The sequence below is a fragment of the Wolbachia endosymbiont (group A) of Pipizella viduata genome, from assembly GCF_964028555.1.
Classification (GTDB): domain Bacteria; phylum Pseudomonadota; class Alphaproteobacteria; order Rickettsiales; family Anaplasmataceae; genus Wolbachia.
Window position 1 is genome coordinate 39,334 of record NZ_OZ034787.1, and the last position, 23,900, is coordinate 63,233.

Below are 23,900 nucleotides of genomic sequence, written 5' to 3' on the forward strand. Positions count from 1 at the left end.
CAGCCTTTCCATAATCATCAAAACATTGTATTTTAACGTAAAACAGCTATTTTTATGCTCACCAACTTAATAAAATTCCTGGATCCCAGTGTCTGGGCACTGGGATGACAAAGGAGAGCAGTGTCAAGCACTGATCACTTTTGCTTCAATATTTGCACATTAGCCATGCCTTGAATCAATACGTTTAGTTCTGTAATTGTGTCCGCTCAGACTAATGTTCTCTAGGTGAGATCGTGGAGTATTCGTTGCAGTATTTGGCTGTTCAATTACGCTAGTTGGTATAATACTTCTATTTCTTTCAAAATTTCCATCTCGTATAGCTTCCAGAACGCTTTTTCCTCCTAAAAGACAGTTTTCTCCTAAACTTTTCCCCTTATCTTCTAACTCTTTAAGCCTTGCTTCGCTCTCCTTATCAATCTTTACTTCTATTTCATTACTATTTTCCTTAGGATTTAGATGAATACTGATTTTTCCTGCTTCACTATCAAAAGATAATGTTACACCTTGCTCACAAACATCCAGATAATTTCTTTTTCCTTTGTAGCTTTCAACTCTTACTATACTTTTCCCAATTTGCAGTATACCAACTCTTAAGTTTAAACCTTTATTCTTTTCATTGCTTAGGATTTTTGCAACTCCAACAGTACTATCTTGTGGATATTTTATACAAAAGCACTCATTATCTATCTCTACTTTTAATTCTAATTTGTCCTTTTGAGCTTGCTTATTTTTGTTTACAATACTTTCATATGCTACATTTTTTAGATCGTTTTCAATTTCCTTACATTGTGCAAAGAGATCATTTACATAATCAGAATCAGAAGTTACATGTCCTAGCTCACCACTATCGAAAAGACCTCTTTCTATTTTCCCACCTTTTAACAATAAATCCCTAATGGTGTTTCTTATGATGTCTAAATTACCATCTTCCAGTGCTTCATTCGTGTTGTCATCATCTTGATCTTCATTGTTACAGGAAACATCCTGACCTCTCAATGCATGCGCTTTACTGCTAGGGCATAGGCCTTCATTCTTAATAACATCTATTATTTCTTCAAATATCAAATTTGTTACAGTTCTATAACGATCACCATAACATGAATTTAGTCTTATCCCTTTCCCTAAATATTTATTTGTTATGTCTCGAACAAGCCTTAAAGCACTTCCTTTGTTATTTTCTTCTTCCACCTTTTTCATCTCCTTACAAAATTCATCAATCAGCTTCTCTTCATTTTCGGTTAATGGTATTTCTAGATCCATTAAAAGTGAGCCGCCTTCCGGAAAATAAGAATAACCTGAACTACAGCTCGAATTTGAGTCCCAATCACTTGGTTCAGTACAAGGCGTCTGATTACCATCAGCAGAACTATCATATGAATCATAATCACTAAAGTTCTGTAGTCGATTATCACTTTCGTGTTCATCTGTTTTGTTTGACAAATCACTGCGAGAGAACTCCATCGGATCTTTTATATTACTTCCAAAACTTTGTTGATTATCACTTTCGCCTAACCTAATATCAGTTAGTGTTGGATCATATAATTCTTGGGTATTTTTTGCTTCTGTTTTCCTCGTCTTACGTAATGGATAAGGCTGATAAAATTGAGTTCGTTTCCTTTTTACCTTATTCATGTTGCATAACCGTTATTCAATAATTCTTTAACAAATACCGTAATACATAGGCAAGTCAGTAAAAAAATTTGACTTACATTACTCTACCACAATTTTGAGATAGAGTAATGAATTATTTTCGTTTGGCATTTAAACGTTTTGTATCTGCTGTAATGATTTCACTTCCAATTTGCTATTCTTTACATATTGAATTGCAAGCACTAACGCTTTACTCCCAGAAGCTGTGGTGCTATAAGCTATATTTTGCAAAATAGCAGTTCTCCTGATATCTTTGCTATCTGAGACTGATTTCACACCTTTTGAAGTATTGATTACTAGATTTATTTTTCCATCTTTGAGCATATCAACTATGTGGGGTCTGCCTTCTCTCACTTTATTTACAGCTTTTGCAGCAATGCCGTTATTATTCAGATATAAAGCTGTGCCTTTGGTTGCATATATTTCAAAACTCAGTTCTTTCAACATTCGTGCAACAGGCAATATATACTCTTTATCATCATCTTTTACTGAAACCAGAGCTGTTCCTTCTATTGGTAACTTGTATCCTGCAGCCATGTGCGTTTTTGCAAGTGCAGCTTCAAACGATGAGTCAATTCCCATTACTTCTCCTGTTGATTTCATTTCAGGACCAAGTAGAGTGTCAATTCCCGAAAAACGCGTGAATGGAAAAACAGCAGCTTTAACTGCAAAATGATTGAAAGGCTTGTTTTCCTGATTCAAATTTTTACCCAAAATAACCTGAGTGGCAAGCTTTGCAATAGGAATATTGATTACCTTGGAAATAAAAGGAACGGTTCGACTAGCTCGTAAATTTACTTCAAGTATGTATACATAACTCTCTTGAACAGCAAACTGAATGTTTATCAGACCTTTCACTTCTAGTGCAAGAGCTATTCTTTCAGTTTGGAGCTCGATCTCTTTTATTACTTCGTCACTCAATGTATTTGTCGGTATTGAGCATGTTGAATCGCCAGAGTGGATACCAGCTTCTTCAATATGCTCCATGACCGCTGCAATGAAAACTTTTTTCCCATCACACACAGCATCAACATCAACCTCAACTGCATTGACTAAAAATTTATCAAGAAGCAGCGATCCGTGTTCAAAAATTTTGGTTTGATTCAAGACATACTCTTTAAAGCTCTGAGTATCGTGTCTAATCGACATAGACTGACCGCCGAGGACATATGATGGCCTGACTACTAGTGGAAACCCCACCTTTTCTGCGTTGGTTAACGCTTCTTTTACTGAATGGCAGATAGAACTTTCAGGTTGTTTTAAATTAAGTTGCAAAGCAAGGTTTTTAAACCTCATGCGATCTTCTGCAAGGTCAATAGAATCAAACGAAGTTCCCAGAATTTTGAAACCTCTCTCGTTAAGCACTTTGGCTAACTTTAAAGGTGTTTGACCACCTATTTGAACTATTACACCAACCAGTGTGCCATTTTCTTGCTCTTTACTTAGTATTTCAAGCACATCCTCTGCAATCAGTGGGGCGAAATATAAACGATCAGCGGTATCATAATCAGTTGAAACGGTTTCTGGATTACAGTTGATCATTATTGTTTCATACTCCATTTCTTTGGCGGCAGAAGCTGCATGTACGCATGCATAATCAAACTCAATACCTTGACCAATGCGATTTGGACCACTTCCTAAAATGACAACCTTTTCTCGGTCAGAAACATCTGCTTCGCACTCCATTCCCTCTGTCATCTGAGTAGCTGACACTGGGATCCATTCTTCCTTATCTCTGGATTCCAGCGTCACGCGCTGGAATGACATCATTGTGTTACCCTCATAACAGCCATACATATAAGCAGTGCTCGATTCAAATTCAGCTGCACAGGTGTCTACACGCTTATAAACTTGTTTAATGCCAAATTTTTTTCTTATTTCTTCAATTTGCTCTACTTTCTTATTGCTTAATTTTGCCAATCTTGCATCTGAAAACCCCATTTTTTTCAGCTCTAACATTTCATATGCAGTCTCAGGAAGGCCGGTTTCCTTGATTTTTTGTTCAGCTAATATAATTTGCTGTATATTCTGCAAAAACCATAAGTCATATCCTGTAATCGAATTTATTTCTTCTATGCTTATTCCATGACGCATTGCGTCAGCAGCAATCAGTAATCTGTTTGGCAGCAATTTTGCTAATTGAGATCTGATGTGATCAATATCAGTATTTTCAGGAAATACTTCATTAAGTCCCGTAAGCCCAGTTTCAAGCGAGCGAAAAGCTTTCTGCAGCGACTCATTAAAAGTGCGGCCGATCGACATCACTTCCCCCACTGATTTCATGGAAGTTGATAGTTCACAATTCGTCCCCTTAAACTTCTCAAATTCAAAACGAGGAATTTTAGTGACGATGTAATCAATCACTGGTTCAAATGCAGCAGGTATAACTGGAGCGCAATCATTACGTATCTCATCGAGTGAATAGCCGATAGCAAGTTTAGTTACAACTTTTGCAATAGGATAACCTGTTGCTTTTGAAGCAAGTGCAGAAGAGCGAGAAACCCTTGGATTCATTTCAATCACAACGAGGCTTCCATCTTCTTTAGGATTCACTGCAAACTGAACATTTGCACCACCGGCACTAACATCAATTTCTCTTAGCACTGCTATAGATGCATTTCTCATCTGTTGGTATTCTACGTCACGCAGAGTCAAAGCAGGAGCAACCGTGATACTATCTCCGGTGTGCACTCCCATTAGATCAATATTTTCTATCGAACAGACTATTATGCAGTTATCTTTACAATCACGGATAACTTCCATTTCATATTCTTTCCAGCCGATAATTGATTCATCTATCTGAACTTCATTTATTGGCGAAATTTTGAGAGCACTTTCTGCAATATTGAAAAACTCCTCTTTATTGTATGCTATGCCGCTACCTGCACCACCAAGGGTGAATGACGAGCGGATGATTGCTGGTAATCCAATGTAATCCAAAGCCTTTCTTATTTGTTCTTGATTTTTTATAATGATACTTTTGGGGTATTTTAGCCCTATTTTATCCATGGAATGACGGAATAACTCTCTATCCTCTGCTTTTTTTATTGCTTCTCTATTTACCCCTATTAATTCTACATTGTATTTGTCTAACACTCCATCATCTGCAAGTTTTATTGCGCAATTGAGTGCTGTTTGCCCTCCCATTGTTGGCAATATTGCATCTGGCATCTCCTTAATTATAATTTTCTCTATGATTTCAGGCAGTACCGGCTCAATATAAGTTGCATCAGAAAACTCAGGATCTGTCATTATAGTTGCGGGGTTGGAGTTAACCAAAATGACTTTATAACCTTCACTTTTTAATACTTTACAGCTTTGCGTTCCGGAATAATCAAACTCGCATGCCTGACCTATAACTATTGGGCCTGCTCCTATTACTAATATAGATTCTATATCTGTACGTTTTGGCATAATTACAATAACGATTTCTGTTCAAATAATGTTACCAATCTTTCCTGTATATGTGAATTTTTATTAAACCTATTAGCTAACTGTTTTTAGGCTTGACGCATAACTGTACGAACATTGTGATTTGAGCCCACTAGGAGGGCGTCATCCAAGTAGCCTTCTTCTCCTGTCATCCCAGTGCCCAGACACTGGGATCCAGGAAACTTTGATTGTAAACTAATTTGGTAAGCATAAAAGTAAAACACAACGTTCTTGATTATGTTAAATTAAAAACTAGATCCCAGTGTCTGGGCACTGGGATGACATCCTTTCTAGTGTAATTTATTCGGGAGATTTGCTAAGCGGTAAGATTTTTCCTGATACGCTGCAATCGTTAGAAGCTAACTCCACAAATTTGTCTGTTAGTTTATCAGGTGACACCAATTCAGATCCAGGAAATGCCTGCTCACTACCCACAGGTCCTTTCGTGTATACAGCATTTACACATAATTTTGTATGTTTTGTCTCAGATGCATATATCTGCACCATTATTTCTAGTGCAACTTTACTTGCAGCATACGGCATCCAATATGGATAAGAGGAAGGAGAAAGTGTCACCTCTGAGGTCATGAATATCACTCTTCCAGCATTAGACTTCTTTAGCATTGGATCTAAGTTTTTTAGTAAGTACCAATTGGCAGTAAAATTTGTATTCATTACGTTCTGTAGCTCTTCAATCTCACAGTCGTGAATAGGGTTCAATTTGCCTAAAATTCCAGTACATGCAACTAATATATCAAGTGCTCCAGATTCTGATAATTTCAGGCTTTCTATCATGTTTGTCAGTATCTTTACATTCTCAAAGTCTAAAAGATCAAGCTGAATTAGTTTCACAGAGCCTTCTTTAAATTCTTCAAGCTCTGCAATTTCATTATATAGTGGCTTGAGATTATCAAGAGATCTTGAAATCAGAATCACACATGCACCTTCTTTTACAAATCTTTTTGCAACAGCAGAGCCTATTTCACCTGAAGCTCCGGTGATTAAAGCTACTTTACCTTCTAACTTACTCATTTCTTTCTCCTTAGCGAGATTCATTGAAATATTTTAGCTGAAAATTAAATTTTGCTCCATATATAAAAATCAAACTTAGCATATAAAAAAATAGTAATGACACTACCATACCACCTAAACTTCCATATATCAAATTCAGTTGATCAAAGGAAGCTTTTAAGTATTGCTTGAAAGCTGAAGCAGAAATTGTCCAAAGAATAACAGCCACACAAGATCCAGGAAAGACGTCTGATAAATTTTGTTTTATGTTTGGCAACATAAAATATAGCCAAGAGACTACTGTGAAAAGTACAAATTCAATGAGGAGATATTTAGTATAACTAATCCCCTGATAGGAAAAATCAATTAGCATTGGCACTAATGTAGAGAACACTATAGTTAGAGTTATAATAAGCGTGATCACTAAAAATTGTAGTATACTTAACAACCTTCTTAATATATAAGGTGGCGAAACCGGAACTTTATAAGCTTTGTTCAATATTGTTCTTAGCCCTTCAATTGTTGACGAGGCGGTCCAAACAGCGCCTACAATTGCTAAAGTTAGTAAGCTTTGCGGCGGGCCTGATATTATCTCTCTGATACGCGGCATTAAAGATGCCAAAATATCCTGTGGCATGTTATCAATGATAAATACCCAGCCAATGTTATACTGGTCTAAGAAATTTGCGAATGTTGACGCCACAGCCATTAAAACAATAAGAAAAGGGAATATCGATAACAGGATTAAAAATGATAGATACCCTGCATGCTCCACTCCATCATTATGAATTGTGTCAATCAAAGCACGATAAAGGCAATAAACGATGCTGTAAAATTTCTGTAGCACTGTAATATAAACGAACCAAGAAAAGTATTCTAAATGAAATAAAGGATACTTTTAAGCAAAAAATCCTTACCGTTTACTTAAATTTAATCAAAGTGATAGATAATCAAATATGAAACAGAAATTATAGGAGGCGTAATGAAAAATTTTCTTCTACTTGTAGCTTTAATTCTCTCCTTTGCGTTTGATGCAAATGCTACTACTTTTGTTGATAAAGATGATACAACATCATCAGTGATATGCAATATAATAGGCTATACTCATGGCATAGGTGGACCAATGATCACAATAGTGATAATTGGTGCAGCGTTGCTTGCAATATTCGGCAGGATGCCGTGGCCAGCGCTTTTTGCACTCGGTGCATTTACTGCTGTGTTTTTTGGCGCTCCTGTAGTCGTTTCAAAAATCACACCAGGAAGTGTGATATGTAAAGATGGTGCAGTAATAGATAAACCTAAGTAATAGAAATTATTGGAGGCACAAAACGTAGTTTTCTTTACTTGAAAGTGGTAAGTCTTACCACTTTCAGTGTCTATGACTACCTAATAAATTCTCTTTCTGTAATCATATCAGTTAAAGTCTGGATTCCAGCGTCACGCGCTGGAATGACAAGGTATAAACCTTATCGTCATGTCACCGCAAACCGTCATACCGTCACGGTATCTCTAGATAACGGCTAACAAGCAGCGGGATGACGGTTGTCAGGGTAGCTGTCATCCCAGTGCCCCTTTTTTTGTCATCCGAGTAGCTGACACTGGTTCATTCTATAATAGTATCATCTGAGTAGCCCCTTCTCCTGTCATTCCAGTGCTCCTTTTTTTTGTCATCCGAGTAGCTGACACTGGTTCACTCTATAATGGCAGTGCTCCTTTCTTGTCATCCCAGCGCCTCCTTCTCCTGTCATTCCAGTGCTCCTTTTTTTGTCATCCGAGTAGCTCCTTTTTTTGTCATCCCAGTGCCCAGACACTGGGATCCAGGAAACTTAACTCTACACCAAGTAAATGTACAATAAGAACTAGATTCCAGCGTCACGCGCTGGAATGACATCATAGGGGCTACTCGGATGACGAGAAAGGAGCACTGGAATGACACCTCTCTTGGTCTCTTTTAGCCATAAATATTTAAGAAATTTACCAAACGAAAAAAAAGGCAAAAGAAGCCCCGTGGTTATTATCCGCTTTAAAATATTGGCGTTTTTTATGTTTTAAACGCTTGAAAAGCGAGATTAAGCTGCTTTTAATTGCAACTAACCTACGCTGCAAATGTTTAAGAAATTTACCAAGCAGAAAAAAAGGCAAAGAAACCCCGAGTTAGCTAGTCCTTTACTATCTTTGTCGAGTATTGGCATTTTTTGATGTCTTGTAACACTTTATAAGCGCGTTCAGCTTATTTAGATAAAAATCTAGATGTAGATGAAGTTTTGTAAAGACATACAGTATCTATATACTGCAAAAAATTGAACATAAGACGCCGATACATTAAGTAATCCTTACCTTTTAATCTGCAGATTGGCGAAAGCAAATACAATAGCTTCACTGTTATGATAAGGGGGCTGGCAGAGTTTGTCAAGTGATTTTTGTCTCTCCATGCTACTTGGGTGACACCAACAGTTGTATTTTATATTATCTTTTTGCTCTACTAGCACTCAAGTTTCCTATTTAAAATTTTTAATATTAAATTCAATTCATTTGGATTATTATACTGTATCATAACTTTACCCTTAGAATTACTGTCATTAATTTTGATCTTTAAACCAAGTTGAGAAGATATAGCACCTTCTAGTGCTGCCATATCTTGATTTTTGGTATATCTCTGCTCTTTTTGGTTGTTACTTTGATGTAAGTCTTTTATCAATTTTTCAGTTTGCCTAACGCTTAAGCCTTGGGAAATTATTTTTTCTGCAATACTTTCCGCATTTTCAACATTAATCAACGCTCTTGCATGGCCCATAGATAGCTTTTTTTCGTTGATCATTGTTTTTACTCCATCAGGAAGTGACAACATCCGAATCATATTGGTTATGTGACTGCGGCTTTTGCCTATAGTTGAAGCTAATTCTTCATGTGTATAGGAAAACTCATCTATCAGTCTCTTATACGCTTCACCTTCTTCTATTGGATTAATATCTTGCCTTTGTATGTTTTCAATAATGGATACTTCCAAGCATTCCTTGTCGCTCAGATCTTTTATGATAACGGGTGCACTATCAAGATTTGCAATCTTGCTTGCTCGCCAACGACGTTCCCCAGCTATTATTTCGTAACCATCATCATTTGAATCTTTGCGTACCACGATAGGCTGTATAATGCCACTTTTCTTTATCGAATTTGCAAGTTCTCTTAATGACTCCTCGTCAAAATGTTTCCTCGGTTGAAATTTGCTTGGGTGCAGTAATGAAATAGGCAAATACTCTTGTCGATCTTCTTTATTATCATAATTATCGCCTATGAGGCCGGCAAGACCTCTGCCGAGGCGTCTATCATCCTTCATACCACGCCCTCACTCACTAGCTTCTTCTCCTTACAACTGCTCGCGTGCTTTTTTAAAATTTCCCTTGCCAAACTTATATATGCTTGTGCACCAGGACACTTAAGATCATACACAATAGCGGGTTTTCCATGAGAAGGCGCTTCTGATAACCGTACGTTACGTGGAATAACAGTCTCATACAATGGGATGATAGTTTTGTATACTTTATCATTTAAATACTGGCAAATATCGTTTTTAATCTGTTCACTGAGTTTGTTGCGCCTGTCATACATTGTTAACACGATCCCTTCTATTGCCAAAAAAGGGTTTAGGTTATTCCTTTTTATCAGTTCTACAGTTTTAACTAAATGGCTTAATCCTTCCAGAGCAAAAAACTCACACTGAAGAGGAACAATAATAGAATTAGCAGCAGTCAAAGCATTTATGGTTAGAAGCCCAAGTGATGGAGGGCAATCGATGATTATATACTCATAATTATCGCGTATCTTCTCTAATGCGCTTTTTAGCACAAATTTTCCTCGCTCAAGTTGCGATAATTCAATTTCTGCAGCTGACAGATCAACTACTGACGAAATTAGTGATAAATTTGGAATTTCCTTTATATTGAAAATTGCCGATTCTATCAATTTATTTTCTCTGCTCAGTAGTATTTTGTATATATTTTTTTCTTCCCTACTACGATAAGAAATCCCGAGTCCGGTGCTAGCATTTCCTTGAGGATCAAGATCTACCAATAAAGTGCTTTTTCCCACAGCAGCAAAGGCTGTCGATAAATTTATACTAGTTGTGGTTTTGCCAACTCCACCCTTTTGATTTACTATTGCAATAATCTTGCTCACGCCTTTTATCTTATGTATAAAATAATTCTATTGTATATATGCAAGAAACTTTTGCATTAGAAAATTTTTTTGTTGCTAATCACACTAAAATTAGACTGTCTTTTTTGCTTTGTGTAACACACTTTGAACCTTGTTTCCTAATTCATTCAGAGTGAATGGTTTTGGCAAAAAGTGAAAATCTTCTATATTGATGTCATCACTCTTTAAAAAAGCATCTTCTGCATACCCAGAAATAAAAATAACGTTGATATTTGGCCTATGGATCAATGCTTCTTTAACTATTTCTGGACCACTCACCTCTGGCATGATTACATCAGTGATTATTAGATCTATGTGTTGATTTTTTTTACTGATTATTTCTAGCGCCTCGCTGCCTATGCTCGCTTCTATTACATCAAATCCTTTTCTTTTGAGTGCTTTAGAGATGAATTCCCTTACTGAATTTTCATCTTCAATCAATAAAATTATACCATTACCTTTAATTTCACTTACTACCGGTCTTTCTATTTCTTCACTATCTTCCTCTATCAGATTTTCATCTGATATGTAAACCATGGGCAAAAATATGCTAAATTTAGTTCCATAATTTACTTTGCTAGCAACATAGATGTATCCTTCAGTTTGTTTAATAATGCCATATACAGTAGAGAGGCCAAGACCTGTACCAGAGGTAATATCTTTGGTAGAAAAAAATGGGTCAAATGCCTTTTCAATTGTATCACTTGTCATTCCACATCCAGTATCAATTACTTCAATCACAACATAATTTCCATGTTCGATCGTTTCCTTGTCTGGAGAAAACATGTCCTGAGATGTAGAATTTAATGAGTCAATCTTTTGATTAAAGGTTCGTATAGTTAATTCTCCGCCCTTTTCCATAGCAGCACTAGCATTGACTGCTAAGTTAAGTATAACTTGCTCTAATTGCCCTTGATCAGCCCTAACAGCACCCAAGTCTCTACCATAATAAATATTAAACTTTATATTTTCACCTATTAATCTTTTTATCATTTCATAAAGATTAGCTATAGTACTATTTACATCAATAATTTTTGGCTGCAAGGTCTGTCTTCTTGAAAAAGCAAGCAATTGTCTTACTAAATTTGATCCACGCTTTGCATTTTGCTGTATCTGTATTATATCTCCAAAAGATGGATCACCAGCTGAATGTTGGAGTAAAAGCAAATCGCAAAATCCTATTATCCCAGTCAATATATTGTTGAAATCATGCGCAATACCACCTGCTAACTGCCCTATAGCTTGCATCTTTTGATAATGCTCAAGCTTTATCTCTAGGTTTTTGTGTTCAGTATTGTCAATAAAATAACAAAGTATGAAGATCATTTTATTATGAAGAAACTTATTGAAATATATTTTTATGTTATTATCGCCGTTGAGCTGTACATCAAAGGACGCATTATTTATTCTATTACTCGAAAAATATTCACGTATTTTCACATGATAACTATCTAATATCAATGTAAAGATTGAATTATTATCTGACCCTGCAAGCTTTATTAGTGCCGTATTTTTCTTTACAAAGTTGCCGTTTATGTCACATTGTGCAATAGCAATTGATGAATTTGCAAAACAAGGGTGTAATTGATAATCAACAATATTTGATTCGGTTGGTGTTATAAAGCCATATATATAGCTATGGTTGTATTTATCACAAAATATAGCAGTGCTCATATAAGCCTTGAATGGAATACCACTTATAGTAAAAAACAAAATTTCATTATCGGTTGTTGTATTGTTATATTTAGATTGAGATATAAAATCACTGATTGAGCTACCTTTTTCCAGTTTTTTCAGTTCAAATATATCTAAAAATCTTTTATTTACAGATAAAATCACCCCTTTGGCATTTGCAATGTAAGTTCCTATACTGTGTTTTTCTATTAACTCTTCATATATCTGCTCCTTGTTTATCTGTGTTGCTTTTAACACAAAATACCCATCTGGCCTTGCTATTGGCACTAATGATAAATTTAAAATCTTATTACTATTTATAGCAATTTGGGGATTATCTGGTATCGGCTCAAAGAGCAAAAGAAAGTTAGATACTCTATTCTTCTTGTTTAAGGAAATGCATACTTGTACAGAAGAGTTATTTTTTAGTGCATGATAGAGTACTTTTTTGTCTTCTTCTGAAACATCTCCTATTTCAAAAATCTTGCCTAACGTAATGTCATCATCTATATGATCTTTAAACCTTTCGTAGAACCTTGCATCAGCATAAATAATACCCTCATCTCTATGTAAAATAAGGCAAAATTCTGTATTATGATTTAGTGCATTTGCAAATATTGCATTTTGAAATTCTATAGTATTAAGTAGGTGTCTGTAGCGTTTTACATTATATATCATAAAGAGAGTTGTTAGAATGCTAACTAATAAATTAATCTCTATATTAATATGCTGACTATATATATCAAAAAAGTAGAGTATCGATATTGCTACTGGAGGTAAGAGCATAATAACTGCCATCACAACAATTGACATTCCATAATTTCTTAGTATGAAATCAACCCTGTTCTCTTTTTTGTTATCTATGTATCTTTTATTCATTATTGTTACTTGGCATCTTTGTACATACGAAAATGTTTTATTATATTGATTTAATTATTATAGATTTATTAACGTCTTTGATAGATAATTATCATCCAAATCTAATTAAGTTCCTTAAATATCAGATATAACAATGTTAATAAGCTAGCGAGAGGATATTATGGAAAAACAAAGAACACAAGCATTTAAGTGTTTCTGTGCACTAAGAGATAAGATCATAGAATCTTTCTTATTAATTGAAAAACAATCATCCGCAGAGCCAAAGATCGAAAAAAGAAAGTGGGATCGCCCAGGTGGTGGAGGTGGTGAATCTACAATTATTTTTGGCAATGTTTTTGAAAAAGTTGGAGTAAACGTTTCAAAAGTATACGGAAAATTTGCAGATTCAGCCATTAATGAAATTCCTGGTGCAAGTGAAAGTAACGGAGAGTTTTGGGCAAGCGGTATATCTTTAGTGTCTCATATGCAATCGCCCCTTATCCCTGCAGCACATATGAACACAAGGCTGATATATACTTCAAAACAATGGTTTGGTGGAGGGATGGATTTTACGCCAATATATAAAAATGAACAAGATTGCAAGTATATTCATGAATCAATCAAAATGACATGTGATAGATTTGACACCGGATATTATCCAAAATTTAAAGAGCAATGTGACAACTATTTTTTCTTACCACATAGAAAAGAGCCGCGTGGCATTGGTGGTATTTTCTATGATAATCTGAGTTCTGGCAATTGGAGAAATGATTTTGAGTTCACAAAAGCAGTAGGTGAAGCCTTTTTGGAAATTTATTTGCACATCATACGTAAACATATACAAAAATCTTGGACAAAAGAACAACGAGAAAATCAATTAATAAAACGTGGCAGATATGTAGAATTCAATCTGTTATACGATCGTGGCACAAGGTTTGGTTTAATGACTGACGGCAATCCAGATGCAATTATGATGTCAATGCCACCACTTGTTAAGTGGTTATAGAGAGCTGCTATTAGCAGAAAATAAATCATCATAGTTTAAAGTTGTACCATGATAGTGAGCTTTGATATAGGGGGTATAATCATGGGTATAATAGATAATTTTTTAATTAAATCTGTCAAAAACAATGACATAAAAGGTGTTAAACTGACTCTAAGTCTCTACAATGCACTAAATAGTTTTAGAAAATTCTTTTCAAAGACTATGTCTTTCAAGAATACAGGATCATTTGATATAAATAATAATCAAGCTTTAAATCAGGCTTTAGGATGTGCAGTAAAAAGCCTTGATTATGATGTAATGGAATTACTTATTAATGCTGGCGCCAACGTTAATGCAATAGGCAGCAACGGTATAAGAAGTGTAATCTATAAATACGAAAGAGCACTTGCTCATGAGAAAGAGGTTATGCCGGTCCTAGGCAAGGAGTATCTCAAAGACTATAAGGAAAAATGTTGTTTAATACTTGGTGAGTTAGTAATAAATGGTGCAATGCCTCGAAATGTTGCAGAAAAGGAAAAAATATTGAACATTTTCAAAGAAAGAGAGGGTTTTGATGAGTTTAAAGAAGTAGTAAAGTTGAAACTTGAGGCTAACTCAGTTGGTAACATGATACCACCTAAAAAACCTCCTAGAACCTTTGAATATGAGCCAATAACTATGTATGCTGAGGTGAGCAACAATGTAATACCACCTAAAAAACCTCCTAGAACTTTTGAGTATGAGTCAAAGAGTACTGGCCATGGTAATTTTCTTTTAAAAGAGTCTATTTACGCTGAGGTGTATGACACTAAGGTTAGTAACTCATTAGGGGAGTTGAACGTATCAGAAAAATCTATTTATGCTGAAATATATGATTCACATAAAAAATCTACTGAAAATTCATCATTGGACGATAGTGGTTATTTGAGTATATCAGAAGAACCTATTTATTGCACTATAGATGATCTTTCAGAACAAAAAAAGCCTGCTAGCCTAAAACAGAAAGAGCCAGAACAATCGTCAGAACCTATTTATGCTAGGGTAGATTTGTCCAAGAAAAGAGCAGAAAAAAAAGCAAAAGATGTAAAAACCAATTCTGGAACTTACCATGGGTTAGTGCAGGATAAAGTGAATGATTGGCAAGAGCAAGTGAAGCTAAGTGCTAATAAGCCGATAAGTCAGCAACAGACTAATGATCAAAAAATTAAGACCAAGGCTGGCTTTAGTGTAGAAGAAATAAAGCAGAAATATGAGCGTAGAGATTCTGGCTACGATTCTGGCTATGATTCCGATACAAAAGTTGAACAACAATTAGAATTAGGATCTAAAACTCCTAAATCTGAAATAAATTCAGTGAATATTAAATATGGAATAGAGAAAGACGTTTGCGCCATAAAATAATTGACTTTATGTGCATAATCAATATAACTTGAGTTAATTCGCATTGACTCTTTCGTCTAGTGGTTAGGACACCACCCTTTCACGGTGGTAACACGGGTTCAAATCCCGTAAGAGTCACTCAAGTAGAATATAATTAAAGTTTTGAATGGGAAAAATTAGGCTTTATTTTGAAGAAGCTTTATCACAAGGCGTGAGTTTAGCACTTAATCCACAACAAAGTCACTATATTTGCAATGTAATGCGGCTTAAGAAGTATGATAATCTCTCTCTTTTTAATGGAAAGGATGGAGAATGGTTAGGAGAAGTAGTTAATATATCGCGTAAATTAACAAAAGTTGCACTCAAAGAATGCACTAAACAACAGCAATATGAGGAAAATTTATACTTATATTGTGCCATGGTAAAAAGTGGTGCTTTAGGCAACATAGTAAGACAGGCAACTGAAATGGGAGTAACCTGCATTCAATTTATTTCAACGGAACGTACAGTAGTAAAAAACATTAACCTAAGTAGAGCAAAATTACAGGCAATCGAAGCTGCGGAACAATCCGGTAGGATGAGTATACCAGAGATTTTGCCTCCTATTAACTTTTGTGAGTTACCTGATTCCCAGAGTAAAAATTTTGTTTTATGTGATGAAACAGGTAAAGCTGATAAAGTGCTGAAAGGTAAGAAAAATGTTGCTATTATTGTTGGCCCTGAAGGTGGTTTTTCATCTTATGAACTTGATCTTGCCGATAAGTTTTGTCAAAAATTGAGTCTAGGAAAAAGAATTTTAAGGGTCGATACTGCTGTGGTTGCTGCACTAACTTTCACCAATTGGTGTAGCTAGATTTTTAAATATAGCTAAGGTTTGGGCCATAGAGAAATCTGATTCAGTGTTGCACGCGCTAACTGTACAAACTCTATAGGCCGCCTGCGAAGCAGTTTGCTACTGAAGAGGAGCTAATAAAAAACATATTCTAAAATAATATTAAATCTTATATTATATTTTTTCTAAAATAAACAAATGAATCTTGCATTTTGCCTGAGTTATTGATACTCTGAGTAAAGAAGTCGGGGCGTAGCGCAGCCTGGTAGCGCATTTGGTTTGGGACCAAAGGGTCGGGAGTTCAAATCTCTCCGCCCCGATGCTAGCAGAAGTTTTAACGCTTTTAATAGTTAGAGCTTTTAAAGGCATTTCGTTCATATTGCAGTTTAACGCTCAAGTTTATAAAATAATTGACAATGTTAATTTTCTAATTTATAAATAAATTTTGAAATGATTACCGAAGGAGGTATAGAGTTTGATTGAAGTATCAGTCCATTATGGTGATGTAGACAGAGCTCTTCCAGTATTGAAAAAAACAATTCAAAAGGAAGGAAGAGGGTTGAAAATGAAAAAACAATATCATGAAAAAAAATCAGAAAAAAGAGCTAAAAAGAAAGCTGAAGCGAGAAAAAAGAGGCACCAGCAAGAATGCAGAAGGCAGCGTTACGGTTGGTAATTTTTTAATAGTTTATCATTGGTTGTTTTATGAATATTCACGAATATCAAGCAAAAGAGATTTTGCATAAATTTAATGTCCCGGTGCCAAAAGGTTTTGTCACTATATCTGCAGAAGGAGTAAAGACTCAAGTAAGTCAATTAAAATCTGACGTGTTTGTGGTTAAAGCTCAAATTCATGCAGGTGGTAGGGGTAAAGCCGGTGGCGTAAAGCTAGCAAAGTCAGCTGAAGAAGCTCAACAGTTTGTAAAAGACATGATTGGTATGACTTTAGTTACTCATCAAACAGGGCCAAGCGGGCAGCAAGTAAGAAGAGTATATATTGAAGAAGGCTCAAGCATTAAGAAAGAGTATTACTTAAGCCTGGTAATTGACCCGAAGCTCAGTAGGCCAATATTCATATTTTCCTCAGAAGGTGGAATGGACATCGAAGAAGTGGCGAAAAATTCTCCCACAAAAATTGTGAAATTTGATATTGATCTTGCTACAAGTTTTGATAGCAGCAAATTAAGCAGCAGTTTTAATTTGAGTTCAGAACAAATAGAAAAAATAACAAATGTTGCAAAAAATATATATGATGCGTTTATTGCAACTGATGCGAGCCAAATTGAAATTAATCCACTGGTTGAAACAAGTTCTGGAGATTTTATTGCGCTCGATGCGAAAATTAATTTCGATGACAATGCTTTATATCGTCACCCAGAAATTATGAAACTTCGTGATTATGATGAAGAAGTGAAAGAAGAGATAGAGGCTTCAAAGTATGGGCTCAGTTACATCAAAATGGATGGCAGTATTGGTTGCATGGTAAATGGTGCAGGTCTTGCTATGGCAACAATGGATATAATAAAATACTACGGAGCAGAGCCTGCTAACTTTTTGGATGTTGGTGGTGGAGCGAGTAAAGAAACTGTAACTGAAGCATTTAAAATCATATTGTCTGATAGCAACGTAAGAGGAATTTTGGTTAACATATTTGGTGGTATAATGCGTTGCGATATTATCGCAAGTGGAATTGTTGCGGCTGTAAAAGAAATGAGCATTAAAGTTCCTCTAGTGGTTAGATTATCAGGCACTAATTTCGAAGAAGGAAAAAGAATTTTAGAAGAGTCAGGATTAAATATTATTGCTGCAGATGAACTGGGCGATGCTGCGCAGAAAATAGTACAAGAGGTGAAATAGAGTATGTCCGTTTTAGTAAACAAAGATACAAGGTTAATATGCCAGGGTTTTACTGGTGCGCAAGGTACATTTCATTCAGAGCAAGCAGTTAGCTACGGAACAAAAATGGTTGGTGGTGTAACTCCTGGCAAGGGTGGTAGCATTCACCTTAACTTACCAGTTTTTAATACTGTAGCAGAAGCCAAAGAAAAAACTGATGCGAATGCCACGGTAATATATGTACCTGCTAAGTTTGCAGCTAATGCAATACTTGAAGCAATAGATGCAGAGATAGAGCTAATAGTTTGCATTACAGAGGGCATTCCTATACTTGACATGGTAAAGGTGAAGCATGCTCTTGCTCGTTCAAAAAGTCGATTGATTGGTCCTAACTGCCCGGGAATTATTACGCCCGAAGAGTGCAAAATAGGGATTATGCCTGGCCATATCCATAAGCGTGGACATATAGGGATTATGTCTCGTTCTGGAACTTTAACTTACGAGGCAGTAGCACAAACAACCGCTGTTGGTCTTGGTCAATCCACGTGTATCGGAATTGGGGGGGATCCAGTTCATGGTATGACATTTGTCGACTGTATGGAGCTCTTTTTAAAAGATGACGATACTCATGGTATTGTAGTTATTGGTGAAATAGGTGGAAACGAAGAAGAAGATGTATCACATTTTGTGAAAACAGAAAAAACTAAAAAGCCAATCGTTGGTTTTGTAGCAGGTCAAACAGCACCTCCAGGAAGACGTATGGGACACGCTGGAGCAATCATCTCTTCCAGTGGTGGAAGTGCTGGTGCAAAACTAGAAGTTATGCGGAGCGCCGGGATTGCAATTGCTGAAACCCCTGCAGTGATTGGTAAGAAGGTATTGGAAGTAATGCATTAGTGCCTAATCTAAAACGCAGCTGTACGAACGTTGTGATTTGAGGAGCAGTTTCTGCTAGAAAGGGTGTCACTCAAGTAGCTGACACTGGTTCACTCTATAATGGTGTCATCCGAGTAGCTTGATTACTTGGATCCAGGAAAGTTTGCTTGTAAGCAAGCAAACTGATTTGGTGAGTATAAAAGTATAGCTAACGCTGACTCTACGTCATACCGCGATTCATTCGCGGTATCTCATCCGCTAACACGTAGTGGGATGACAAGGTTATCGTCATACCGCCGCAGACCGTCATACCGCCGCGGTATCTCTAGATCCCGCTAACACGTAGCGGGATACTTGACCTTTACAGGGATGACGGTTGTCGGTAGGCCTAAATTACTTTAGTCATAAATATTAAGAAATTTACCAAACAAAAAAAAGGCAAAAGAAGCCCCATGGTTGGCTAGTTATTTATATGTACTTCAAAATATTGGCGTTTTTTATTCTAAACGCTGCAATTTAGCTGCTTTTAAATGCGACTAACCTAAATTACAAACGTTAAGAAATTTACTGAGCGGAAAAAAAGGCAAAGAAACCCTAGGGTAGCTAGTATTCAAATTCTCCCTTGTCTATTTGACGTCTTTTACTGTCTTAAACGCTTTATAAGCGCGTTTCAGCTTATATAGGTAGAAACCTAGAAGTTTTATAAAGACATGAGGTGCACATAGTGCAAAAATTAAGCATGATTTACGCCAAATACATTAAGTTTTTTGTCATTAATCCACTGCAGAGATTGCGAAGATAAATAAATAGCTTCAGTGTTATGATAAGGGGGCTGGCGGAGTTTGTAAAGTAATTTTTTGTAGCTCTCATGGTTTTTGGATTCTAACTAACGTCACGCGCTGGAATAACACCCTTAGTGGTAACAACTAAAGAAAAATATCAACTAGGTTTATAATCTATTACTACTGTTTTTGCAATTTTATCATAAAAAGTCTGCTTGCGCCGGTCGAATATCGCAAATATTAAAACTAAAATTGGTAAAATTATAAACCACTGAGAAACATAGTGAGTCAGCAAAAAAGAAATAATCAAGAAAACTGTCTCAGAAATACACCTTATTGCTGCTTGCATAAGAGTAGTATTTTTAAATGTGTCTGCATCTTTGATATACATACCACACAACAGTTGTCCTGGCGTACCTCCCAGTCTTGTTATTATTAATATTTCTAATACTGTACACAGCACTGATGTAAAGATTGTATAAGGAGATGTTAACTGTTCAATTTCGTCAAGAAAATTATTAACCTCATTATTGCCCAACAATGCAATGTATAAGATGAATGAAGGAAAGAAAAATATTATTTGGTCAAGTATTGCTGTTACAGTACGCCTTGTAAACCCTACGTAATTTACTTTAACATTTATTTCAGTATCCATAACCCCACCTATATTTCATAATGTCATCATATAATATAAAAGCACGTTGTTAAATAACCGTAAATATACTAATTTGGGTAATATTAGCTACTTGTGCCACTCTATTATTTGAATTAACATTAAATCATTTACAGTGAGGGAAGTTATGTCAACACCAATCACAGTTGCGTATGGCGATGGTATCGGACCAGAAATTATGGAAGCGGTGCTGTCGATATTGCGCAAAGCGGAAGCGAAGATCTCAATAGATATTATTGAAATAGGTGAGCGTGTTTATAGTAAGGAATGGTCTCACGGAATTTCTCCAAGTGGTTGGGAATCAATTGAAAGGACAAAAATATTATTAAAATCTCCAACAACAACTCCTCAAGGTAAAGGCCACAAAAGCTTAAATGTAGCGCTCAGAAAGAACCTAGGGTTATATGCAAATATCAGACCGTGTATTTCGTATCATCCTGTTATAGAAAATAAATTTGATAAGTTTGATATCGTAGTAATACGTGAAAATGAAGAGGACGTTTACACCGGAATAGAGCATAGGCTTACTGGTGACTCTTATCAATGCACTAAAATTATTACTAGATCTGGCTCAGAGAAGATATGCAGGTATGCTTTTGAATACGCGAAAAAACACAACAGAAAAAAAGTAACTTGCCTGACTAAAGACAACATAATGAAAATGACTGACGGAACTTTCCATGCAGCGTTTGATCGCATTGCAAAGGAATACCAGGACATAAAGGCAGAACATTATATAGTTGATATTGGAATGGCACGTGTTGCCACAGAACCGGAGAATTTCGATGTTATAGTAACTGAAAATCTATATGGCGACATATTATCAGACATAGTGGCACAAACCTCAGGTTCTGTAGGGCTTGCAGGAAGTAGCAATATAGGTAATGAATATGCGATGTTTGAAGCGGTTCATGGTTCTGCTCCTGATATTGCAGGAAAAAACATAGCTAATCCTTCTGGTCTTTTAAATGCTGCAGTGCATATGCTAATTTACATAGGTCAAGTGGGTACTGCAAAACTAATCTACGATGCATGGCTGAAGACTTTAGAGGATGGAATACACACTGCCGATTTGTATAAGGAGAAAAGAAGTAAACAGAAAGTTGGTACAAAAGAATTTGCAGAAGCTGTTATAGATAATCTAGGAAAGAAACCTGCAACATTACCTGAGCTTATAATTAGCAGTGGTTCAGATAGTAAAATAAATAAAGTACAAGACAATTACGAACAAGATTACAAAGTTAAAAAGCTAGTGGGTAGTGATATAACGCTTGCTTGGGACAAATCCAGCAATTTTGATCAAATAGTAGGATTATTTGAATCAAGTAATCTGCAAATTATAGCAATATACTCAAAAGGGCTAGCGATTTGGCCAGGAAACTCAAAATCTTTAAGTGACCAAATAACCTGTAGGTTTATCGCAAATAATGAAAAGCAAGCTATTACAAATAGTGATGTAAATAACTTGCTAATCAAACTCGAAGAAAATAGCTTTGACGTGGTGAGAATGGATAAGTTGTATTTATATGATGGGAAAGAGGGGTTCTTTTCTTAATTCTTTAAAAGAGGTGTGATAAATGAAATGGATTCAAAAAAAATAGAACTAATATTTAAAAAGTTTCAACAATCAAATCCTGCGCCAAAAATAGAGCTAAATTATACCAATCATTTTACACTACTAGTTGCGATAGTTTTATCAGCACGGACAACCGATGTAAGCGTTAATAAAATTACAAGAGAACTATTTAATATCGCTGATACGCCAGAAAAGATGCTGAGTTTTGGGCAAAATGAGCTGAGAAAATGCATAAGCAGTATTGGTTTATATAATTCCAAAGCAAAAAACGTAATCGGGCTCAGCAAAATATTGATTGAGCGGTACAATAGCGAAGTGCCTACTGATTTCGATGATTTGGTATCTTTACCAGGGATTGGGAGAAAGAGCGCTAATGTGTTCTTAAATTCAGGACTTGGTATTCCAACATTGGCAGTTGATACTCATGTTTTTAGAGTAAGCAATAGACTTGGACTTGTGAGAGAAAAAGATGTGTTTAAAACAGAGCAATCTCTTTTAAATGTAGTTCCAAAAGAATACCTGCTTTATGCTCATCACTGGCTAGTTTTGCATGGTAGATATGTTTGCAAAGCGCAAAAGCCTTCGTGTGAAACGTGTATAATTCATGATTTGTGTGAGTTTGAATGCAAAAGGTATAAAGTCTAGCACACTATGACCCCTTTCTTGTCACTCCGATATTCCTTCCTTTTATCATCCGAGTAGCTGACGCTGGGATCCAGGTTGCTCATAAGCAAACTATAGTATTTTCAAAAGCGAATGATAAAGGTATAATATGTTTTTTTAAAGTAGGGAAAGCGATGGTATATAGTGTAGATTTAAGGGAAAAAGCAGTGTCTTTGGTAGAAAAAGGAAAGTCAAAGGTTGAAGTTGCAGAGGTTTTTGAGATAGAAACTATATAGATGGCTAAAAAAGAAAGCTACTGGCCAAGGTCTCAAAGCGGTAAAAAGTACTGGTTTTATTCGGAAAATAGACCCAAAAATACTTGTAGACTATGTTAAAAAACACCCAGATCACACACTAGTAGAAATGAAACAAAACCTTGGCTTTGGAATAAGTGCAATTTGGTATAGGTTAAAACAGCTAAAAATAACCTTAAAAAAAAGTCACATTCTATCAAGAGCGCAATCAAGAAGATAGGCAGCAATTTATCGATAAAGTCTCAAAAATAGACCACTGTAGCATTTTATATATAGATGAAGCAGGAGTTGATAATAGACTATACCGAGAATATGCATGAGCTCCAAGAGGAGAAAAAATATATGCTGATGTTCCGGAAAAAAGCGGGAAAGAGTGAGTATAATAGGTGGATGGATTAAAAAGAAGTTTATTGCACCAATGACCTTCACAGGAGGGTGTAATAAAGATGTATTTAATGTATGGTTAGAGCGAACCACAATTGCAGCGTAATACAACCATAGTTATGGATAATGCTACATTCCATAAAACTCCCAAAACAAAGTCATTAATAGAGTCTTTTGGCTGTCATTTGCTTTATCTTCCAACATATTCACCTGATCTAAATCCGATAGAGCATTGTTGGCACACCATCAAAAGTCGCCTCAGACCTCTAATGCATCAATGTACAGACTTACACCTTTTAGTTGGTAATACCATTTTAGACGTTTATCATTCGTTTTAGAAAATACTATAGTTTCATTAAGATTTTTTTTTAAACTCCTCTTGTTTACTTTTATCTTGTCCGTTATGCACTGGTCTTGGTGTGATATATGAGAATTTCATTCTTTGCATATTACGGTGTACTGTAGACTTGCTAAACCAAACTTTTCCTGAATTCTTATTCTCGTTTCTTTAATGGTAATGTTGGGATTTTCTTGTATCCATGCTTCAACTTGTTCAAGTTGGCTTTGGTTCAATATAGTTTTTCTACGGCGTTGAGGTGGAGCAAATAATTTTTCTTCTCTGCCAAATTTTAGGTCATGCAGTAAGTGCCTTTCTTGAAATGCAACATATTTTTGCTACGGCTGTTATACTATGCTTTTTTGCTGCAATTACAGCATTTAGTTTTTTTGCAACATATGCATTATTTCTTACTTTCTTCAGCATTTCTTTTGCTCACTTTTTCATCCAATAATTTTGATCTTAATGCCATTTAAACCTCGCTATTTTACTTACTCCAGTATGGC

The 23,900-nt window shown here is 35.8% G+C and carries 21 protein-coding genes, 2 tRNA genes and 2 pseudogenes; 14 read left to right on the plus strand and 11 right to left on the minus strand.

Features of this window, described 5'->3' with window-relative positions; translation table 11 throughout:
- Positions 1 to 159: 159 nt before the first annotated feature.
- The 5 genes from ABWU50_RS00190 to ABWU50_RS00210 all read right to left on the minus strand — a co-directional run bounded on the left by ABWU50_RS00190 (position 160) and on the right by ABWU50_RS00210 (position 6,940).
- Complete coding sequence (locus tag ABWU50_RS00190; protein WP_353275896.1) at positions 160 to 1,632, minus strand: hypothetical protein; 1,473 nt, start codon at positions 1,630 to 1,632, stop codon at positions 160 to 162.
- Positions 1,633 to 1,761: 129 nt separating this feature from the next.
- Positions 1,762 to 5,064, minus strand: a complete 3,303-nt coding sequence (carB, locus tag ABWU50_RS00195; RefSeq protein ID WP_353275897.1) for a carbamoyl-phosphate synthase large subunit — start codon at positions 5,062 to 5,064, stop codon at positions 1,762 to 1,764.
- Between the two features lie 86 nt (positions 5,065 to 5,150).
- A complete protein-coding gene (locus ABWU50_RS00200; protein WP_353275898.1) occupies positions 5,151 to 5,306 on the minus strand; it encodes a hypothetical protein in 156 nt (51 codons plus the stop codon).
- 76 nt (positions 5,307 to 5,382) lie between these two features.
- Positions 5,383 to 6,138 carry an SDR family oxidoreductase gene (locus tag ABWU50_RS00205; RefSeq protein ID WP_353275899.1) on the minus strand — a complete coding sequence of 252 codons (756 nt, stop codon included), beginning with the start codon at positions 6,136 to 6,138 and terminating at the stop codon, positions 5,383 to 5,385.
- Positions 6,125 to 6,940, minus strand: a complete 816-nt coding sequence (locus ABWU50_RS00210) for a YihY/virulence factor BrkB family protein (protein ID WP_265015758.1) — start codon at positions 6,938 to 6,940, stop codon at positions 6,125 to 6,127. Before ABWU50_RS00210 ends, ABWU50_RS00205 begins: the two co-directional genes overlap by 14 nt.
- A 135-nt stretch (positions 6,941 to 7,075) precedes the next feature.
- Here ABWU50_RS00210 and ABWU50_RS00215 point away from each other — a divergent pair, with 135 nt between their 5' ends.
- The gene (locus ABWU50_RS00215) at positions 7,076 to 7,399 is read left to right on the plus strand and encodes a TrbC/VirB2 family protein (protein ID WP_353275900.1); all 324 of its coding nucleotides are present in this window, start codon (positions 7,076 to 7,078) and stop codon (positions 7,397 to 7,399) included.
- A gap of 438 nt (positions 7,400 to 7,837) precedes the next feature.
- Here ABWU50_RS00215 and ABWU50_RS00220 read toward each other — a convergent pair whose 3' ends face one another.
- The 4 genes from ABWU50_RS00220 to ABWU50_RS00235 all read right to left on the minus strand — a co-directional run bounded on the left by ABWU50_RS00220 (position 7,838) and on the right by ABWU50_RS00235 (position 12,837).
- Positions 7,838 to 8,029 carry a hypothetical protein gene (locus tag ABWU50_RS00220; RefSeq protein ID WP_353275901.1) on the minus strand — a complete coding sequence of 64 codons (192 nt, stop codon included), beginning with the start codon at positions 8,027 to 8,029 and terminating at the stop codon, positions 7,838 to 7,840.
- A gap of 546 nt (positions 8,030 to 8,575) precedes the next feature.
- On the minus strand, positions 8,576 to 9,427 hold the full coding sequence (locus tag ABWU50_RS00225) for a ParB/RepB/Spo0J family partition protein (RefSeq protein WP_353275902.1): 852 nt from the start codon (positions 9,425 to 9,427) through the stop codon (positions 8,576 to 8,578).
- Entirely contained in the window at positions 9,424 to 10,266 is an 843-nt protein-coding gene (locus ABWU50_RS00230; protein ID WP_264687980.1) for a ParA family protein, read from the minus strand. Before ABWU50_RS00230 ends, ABWU50_RS00225 begins: the two co-directional genes overlap by 4 nt.
- Before the next feature lie 90 nt (positions 10,267 to 10,356).
- Positions 10,357 to 12,837: a response regulator gene (locus ABWU50_RS00235; RefSeq protein ID WP_353275903.1), complete on the minus strand. Its 2,481-nt coding sequence runs from the start codon at positions 12,835 to 12,837 to the stop codon at positions 10,357 to 10,359.
- A gap of 160 nt (positions 12,838 to 12,997) precedes the next feature.
- Between ABWU50_RS00235 and hemF the strand changes: the two genes are divergently transcribed.
- The 8 genes from hemF to sucD all read left to right on the plus strand — a co-directional run bounded on the left by hemF (position 12,998) and on the right by sucD (position 18,746).
- Positions 12,998 to 13,822, plus strand: coding sequence for an oxygen-dependent coproporphyrinogen oxidase (hemF, locus tag ABWU50_RS00240; RefSeq protein ID WP_353275904.1), 825 nt, complete (start codon positions 12,998 to 13,000; stop codon positions 13,820 to 13,822).
- A gap of 48 nt (positions 13,823 to 13,870) precedes the next feature.
- Positions 13,871 to 15,202, plus strand: coding sequence for a hypothetical protein (locus tag ABWU50_RS00245; RefSeq protein WP_410542063.1), 1,332 nt, complete (start codon positions 13,871 to 13,873; stop codon positions 15,200 to 15,202).
- A 45-nt stretch (positions 15,203 to 15,247) separates the two neighbouring features.
- Positions 15,248 to 15,319 (plus strand) — tRNA-Glu (locus ABWU50_RS00250).
- Positions 15,320 to 15,347: 28 nt separating this feature from the next.
- Positions 15,348 to 16,034: a 16S rRNA (uracil(1498)-N(3))-methyltransferase gene (locus ABWU50_RS00255; protein WP_353275906.1), complete on the plus strand. Its 687-nt coding sequence runs from the start codon at positions 15,348 to 15,350 to the stop codon at positions 16,032 to 16,034.
- A gap of 225 nt (positions 16,035 to 16,259) precedes the next feature.
- Positions 16,260 to 16,333: transfer RNA gene (locus tag ABWU50_RS00260), tRNA-Pro, on the plus strand.
- Positions 16,334 to 16,488: 155 nt separating this feature from the next.
- Positions 16,489 to 16,689: a 30S ribosomal protein S21 gene (rpsU, locus tag ABWU50_RS00265; RefSeq protein WP_064125049.1), complete on the plus strand. Its 201-nt coding sequence runs from the start codon at positions 16,489 to 16,491 to the stop codon at positions 16,687 to 16,689.
- Between the two features lie 29 nt (positions 16,690 to 16,718).
- Positions 16,719 to 17,870 (plus strand): ADP-forming succinate--CoA ligase subunit beta, encoded by a 1,152-nt coding sequence (gene sucC / locus ABWU50_RS00270; protein ID WP_353275907.1) that lies wholly within the window; start codon positions 16,719 to 16,721, stop codon positions 17,868 to 17,870.
- 3 nt (positions 17,871 to 17,873) lie between these two features.
- Entirely contained in the window at positions 17,874 to 18,746 is an 873-nt protein-coding gene (gene sucD, locus ABWU50_RS00275) for a succinate--CoA ligase subunit alpha (protein ID WP_353275908.1), read from the plus strand.
- A 918-nt stretch (positions 18,747 to 19,664) separates the two neighbouring features.
- Here sucD and ABWU50_RS00280 read toward each other — a convergent pair.
- Positions 19,665 to 20,162, minus strand: coding sequence for an RDD family protein (locus tag ABWU50_RS00280; protein WP_353275909.1), 498 nt, complete (start codon positions 20,160 to 20,162; stop codon positions 19,665 to 19,667).
- 145 nt (positions 20,163 to 20,307) lie between these two features.
- Between ABWU50_RS00280 and icd the strand changes: the two genes are divergently transcribed.
- The 5 genes and pseudogenes from icd to ABWU50_RS00305 all read left to right on the plus strand — a co-directional run bounded on the left by icd (position 20,308) and on the right by ABWU50_RS00305 (position 23,395).
- On the plus strand, positions 20,308 to 21,735 hold the full coding sequence (gene icd / locus ABWU50_RS00285; RefSeq protein ID WP_353275910.1) for an isocitrate dehydrogenase: 1,428 nt from the start codon (positions 20,308 to 20,310) through the stop codon (positions 21,733 to 21,735).
- Positions 21,736 to 21,762: 27 nt separating this feature from the next.
- Positions 21,763 to 22,401: an endonuclease III gene (gene nth / locus ABWU50_RS00290; protein ID WP_353275911.1), complete on the plus strand. Its 639-nt coding sequence runs from the start codon at positions 21,763 to 21,765 to the stop codon at positions 22,399 to 22,401.
- 152 nt (positions 22,402 to 22,553) lie between these two features.
- On the plus strand, positions 22,554 to 22,655 hold the full coding sequence (locus tag ABWU50_RS00295) for an IS630 transposase-related protein (RefSeq protein WP_253309320.1): 102 nt from the start codon (positions 22,554 to 22,556) through the stop codon (positions 22,653 to 22,655).
- 52 nt (positions 22,656 to 22,707) lie between these two features.
- Positions 22,708 to 22,893: pseudogene (locus ABWU50_RS00300) on the plus strand (IS630 transposase-related protein); the annotation flags it as partial.
- 283 nt (positions 22,894 to 23,176) lie between these two features.
- Positions 23,177 to 23,395 carry a transposase gene (locus tag ABWU50_RS00305; protein WP_264736254.1) on the plus strand — a complete coding sequence of 73 codons (219 nt, stop codon included), beginning with the start codon at positions 23,177 to 23,179 and terminating at the stop codon, positions 23,393 to 23,395.
- 26 nt (positions 23,396 to 23,421) lie between these two features.
- On the opposite strand, the pseudogene ABWU50_RS00310 reads toward ABWU50_RS00305, so the two are convergent.
- Positions 23,422 to 23,866: pseudogene (locus ABWU50_RS00310) on the minus strand (winged helix-turn-helix domain-containing protein); the annotation flags it as partial.
- Positions 23,867 to 23,900 lie beyond the last annotated feature (34 nt).

Bases quoted from the DNA above. Each gene is read 5' to 3' on its own strand.
- ABWU50_RS00190 (WP_353275896.1), bottom strand. From the start codon at position 1,632: ATGAATAAGGTAAAAAGGAAACGAACTCAATTTTATCAGCCTTATCCA.
- carB (WP_353275897.1), bottom strand. From the start codon at position 5,064: ATGCCAAAACGTACAGATATAGAATCTATATTAGTAATAGGAGCAGGC.
- ABWU50_RS00205 (WP_353275899.1), bottom strand. From the start codon at position 6,138: ATGAATCTCGCTAAGGAGAAAGAAATGAGTAAGTTAGAAGGTAAAGTA.
- ABWU50_RS00215 (WP_353275900.1), top strand. From the start codon at position 7,076: ATGAAAAATTTTCTTCTACTTGTAGCTTTAATTCTCTCCTTTGCGTTT.
- ABWU50_RS00225 (WP_353275902.1), bottom strand. From the start codon at position 9,427: ATGAAGGATGATAGACGCCTCGGCAGAGGTCTTGCCGGCCTCATAGGC.
- ABWU50_RS00235 (WP_353275903.1), bottom strand. From the start codon at position 12,837: ATGAATAAAAGATACATAGATAACAAAAAAGAGAACAGGGTTGATTTC.
- hemF (WP_353275904.1), top strand. From the start codon at position 12,998: ATGGAAAAACAAAGAACACAAGCATTTAAGTGTTTCTGTGCACTAAGA.
- ABWU50_RS00245 (WP_410542063.1), top strand. From the start codon at position 13,871: ATGATAGTGAGCTTTGATATAGGGGGTATAATCATGGGTATAATAGAT.
- ABWU50_RS00255 (WP_353275906.1), top strand. From the start codon at position 15,348: ATGGGAAAAATTAGGCTTTATTTTGAAGAAGCTTTATCACAAGGCGTG.
- sucC (WP_353275907.1), top strand. From the start codon at position 16,719: ATGAATATTCACGAATATCAAGCAAAAGAGATTTTGCATAAATTTAAT.
- sucD (WP_353275908.1), top strand. From the start codon at position 17,874: ATGTCCGTTTTAGTAAACAAAGATACAAGGTTAATATGCCAGGGTTTT.
- ABWU50_RS00280 (WP_353275909.1), bottom strand. From the start codon at position 20,162: ATGGATACTGAAATAAATGTTAAAGTAAATTACGTAGGGTTTACAAGG.
- icd (WP_353275910.1), top strand. From the start codon at position 20,308: ATGTCAACACCAATCACAGTTGCGTATGGCGATGGTATCGGACCAGAA.
- nth (WP_353275911.1), top strand. From the start codon at position 21,763: ATGGATTCAAAAAAAATAGAACTAATATTTAAAAAGTTTCAACAATCA.
- ABWU50_RS00295 (WP_253309320.1), top strand. From the start codon at position 22,554: ATGGTATATAGTGTAGATTTAAGGGAAAAAGCAGTGTCTTTGGTAGAA.
- ABWU50_RS00305 (WP_264736254.1), top strand. From the start codon at position 23,177: ATGGATAATGCTACATTCCATAAAACTCCCAAAACAAAGTCATTAATA.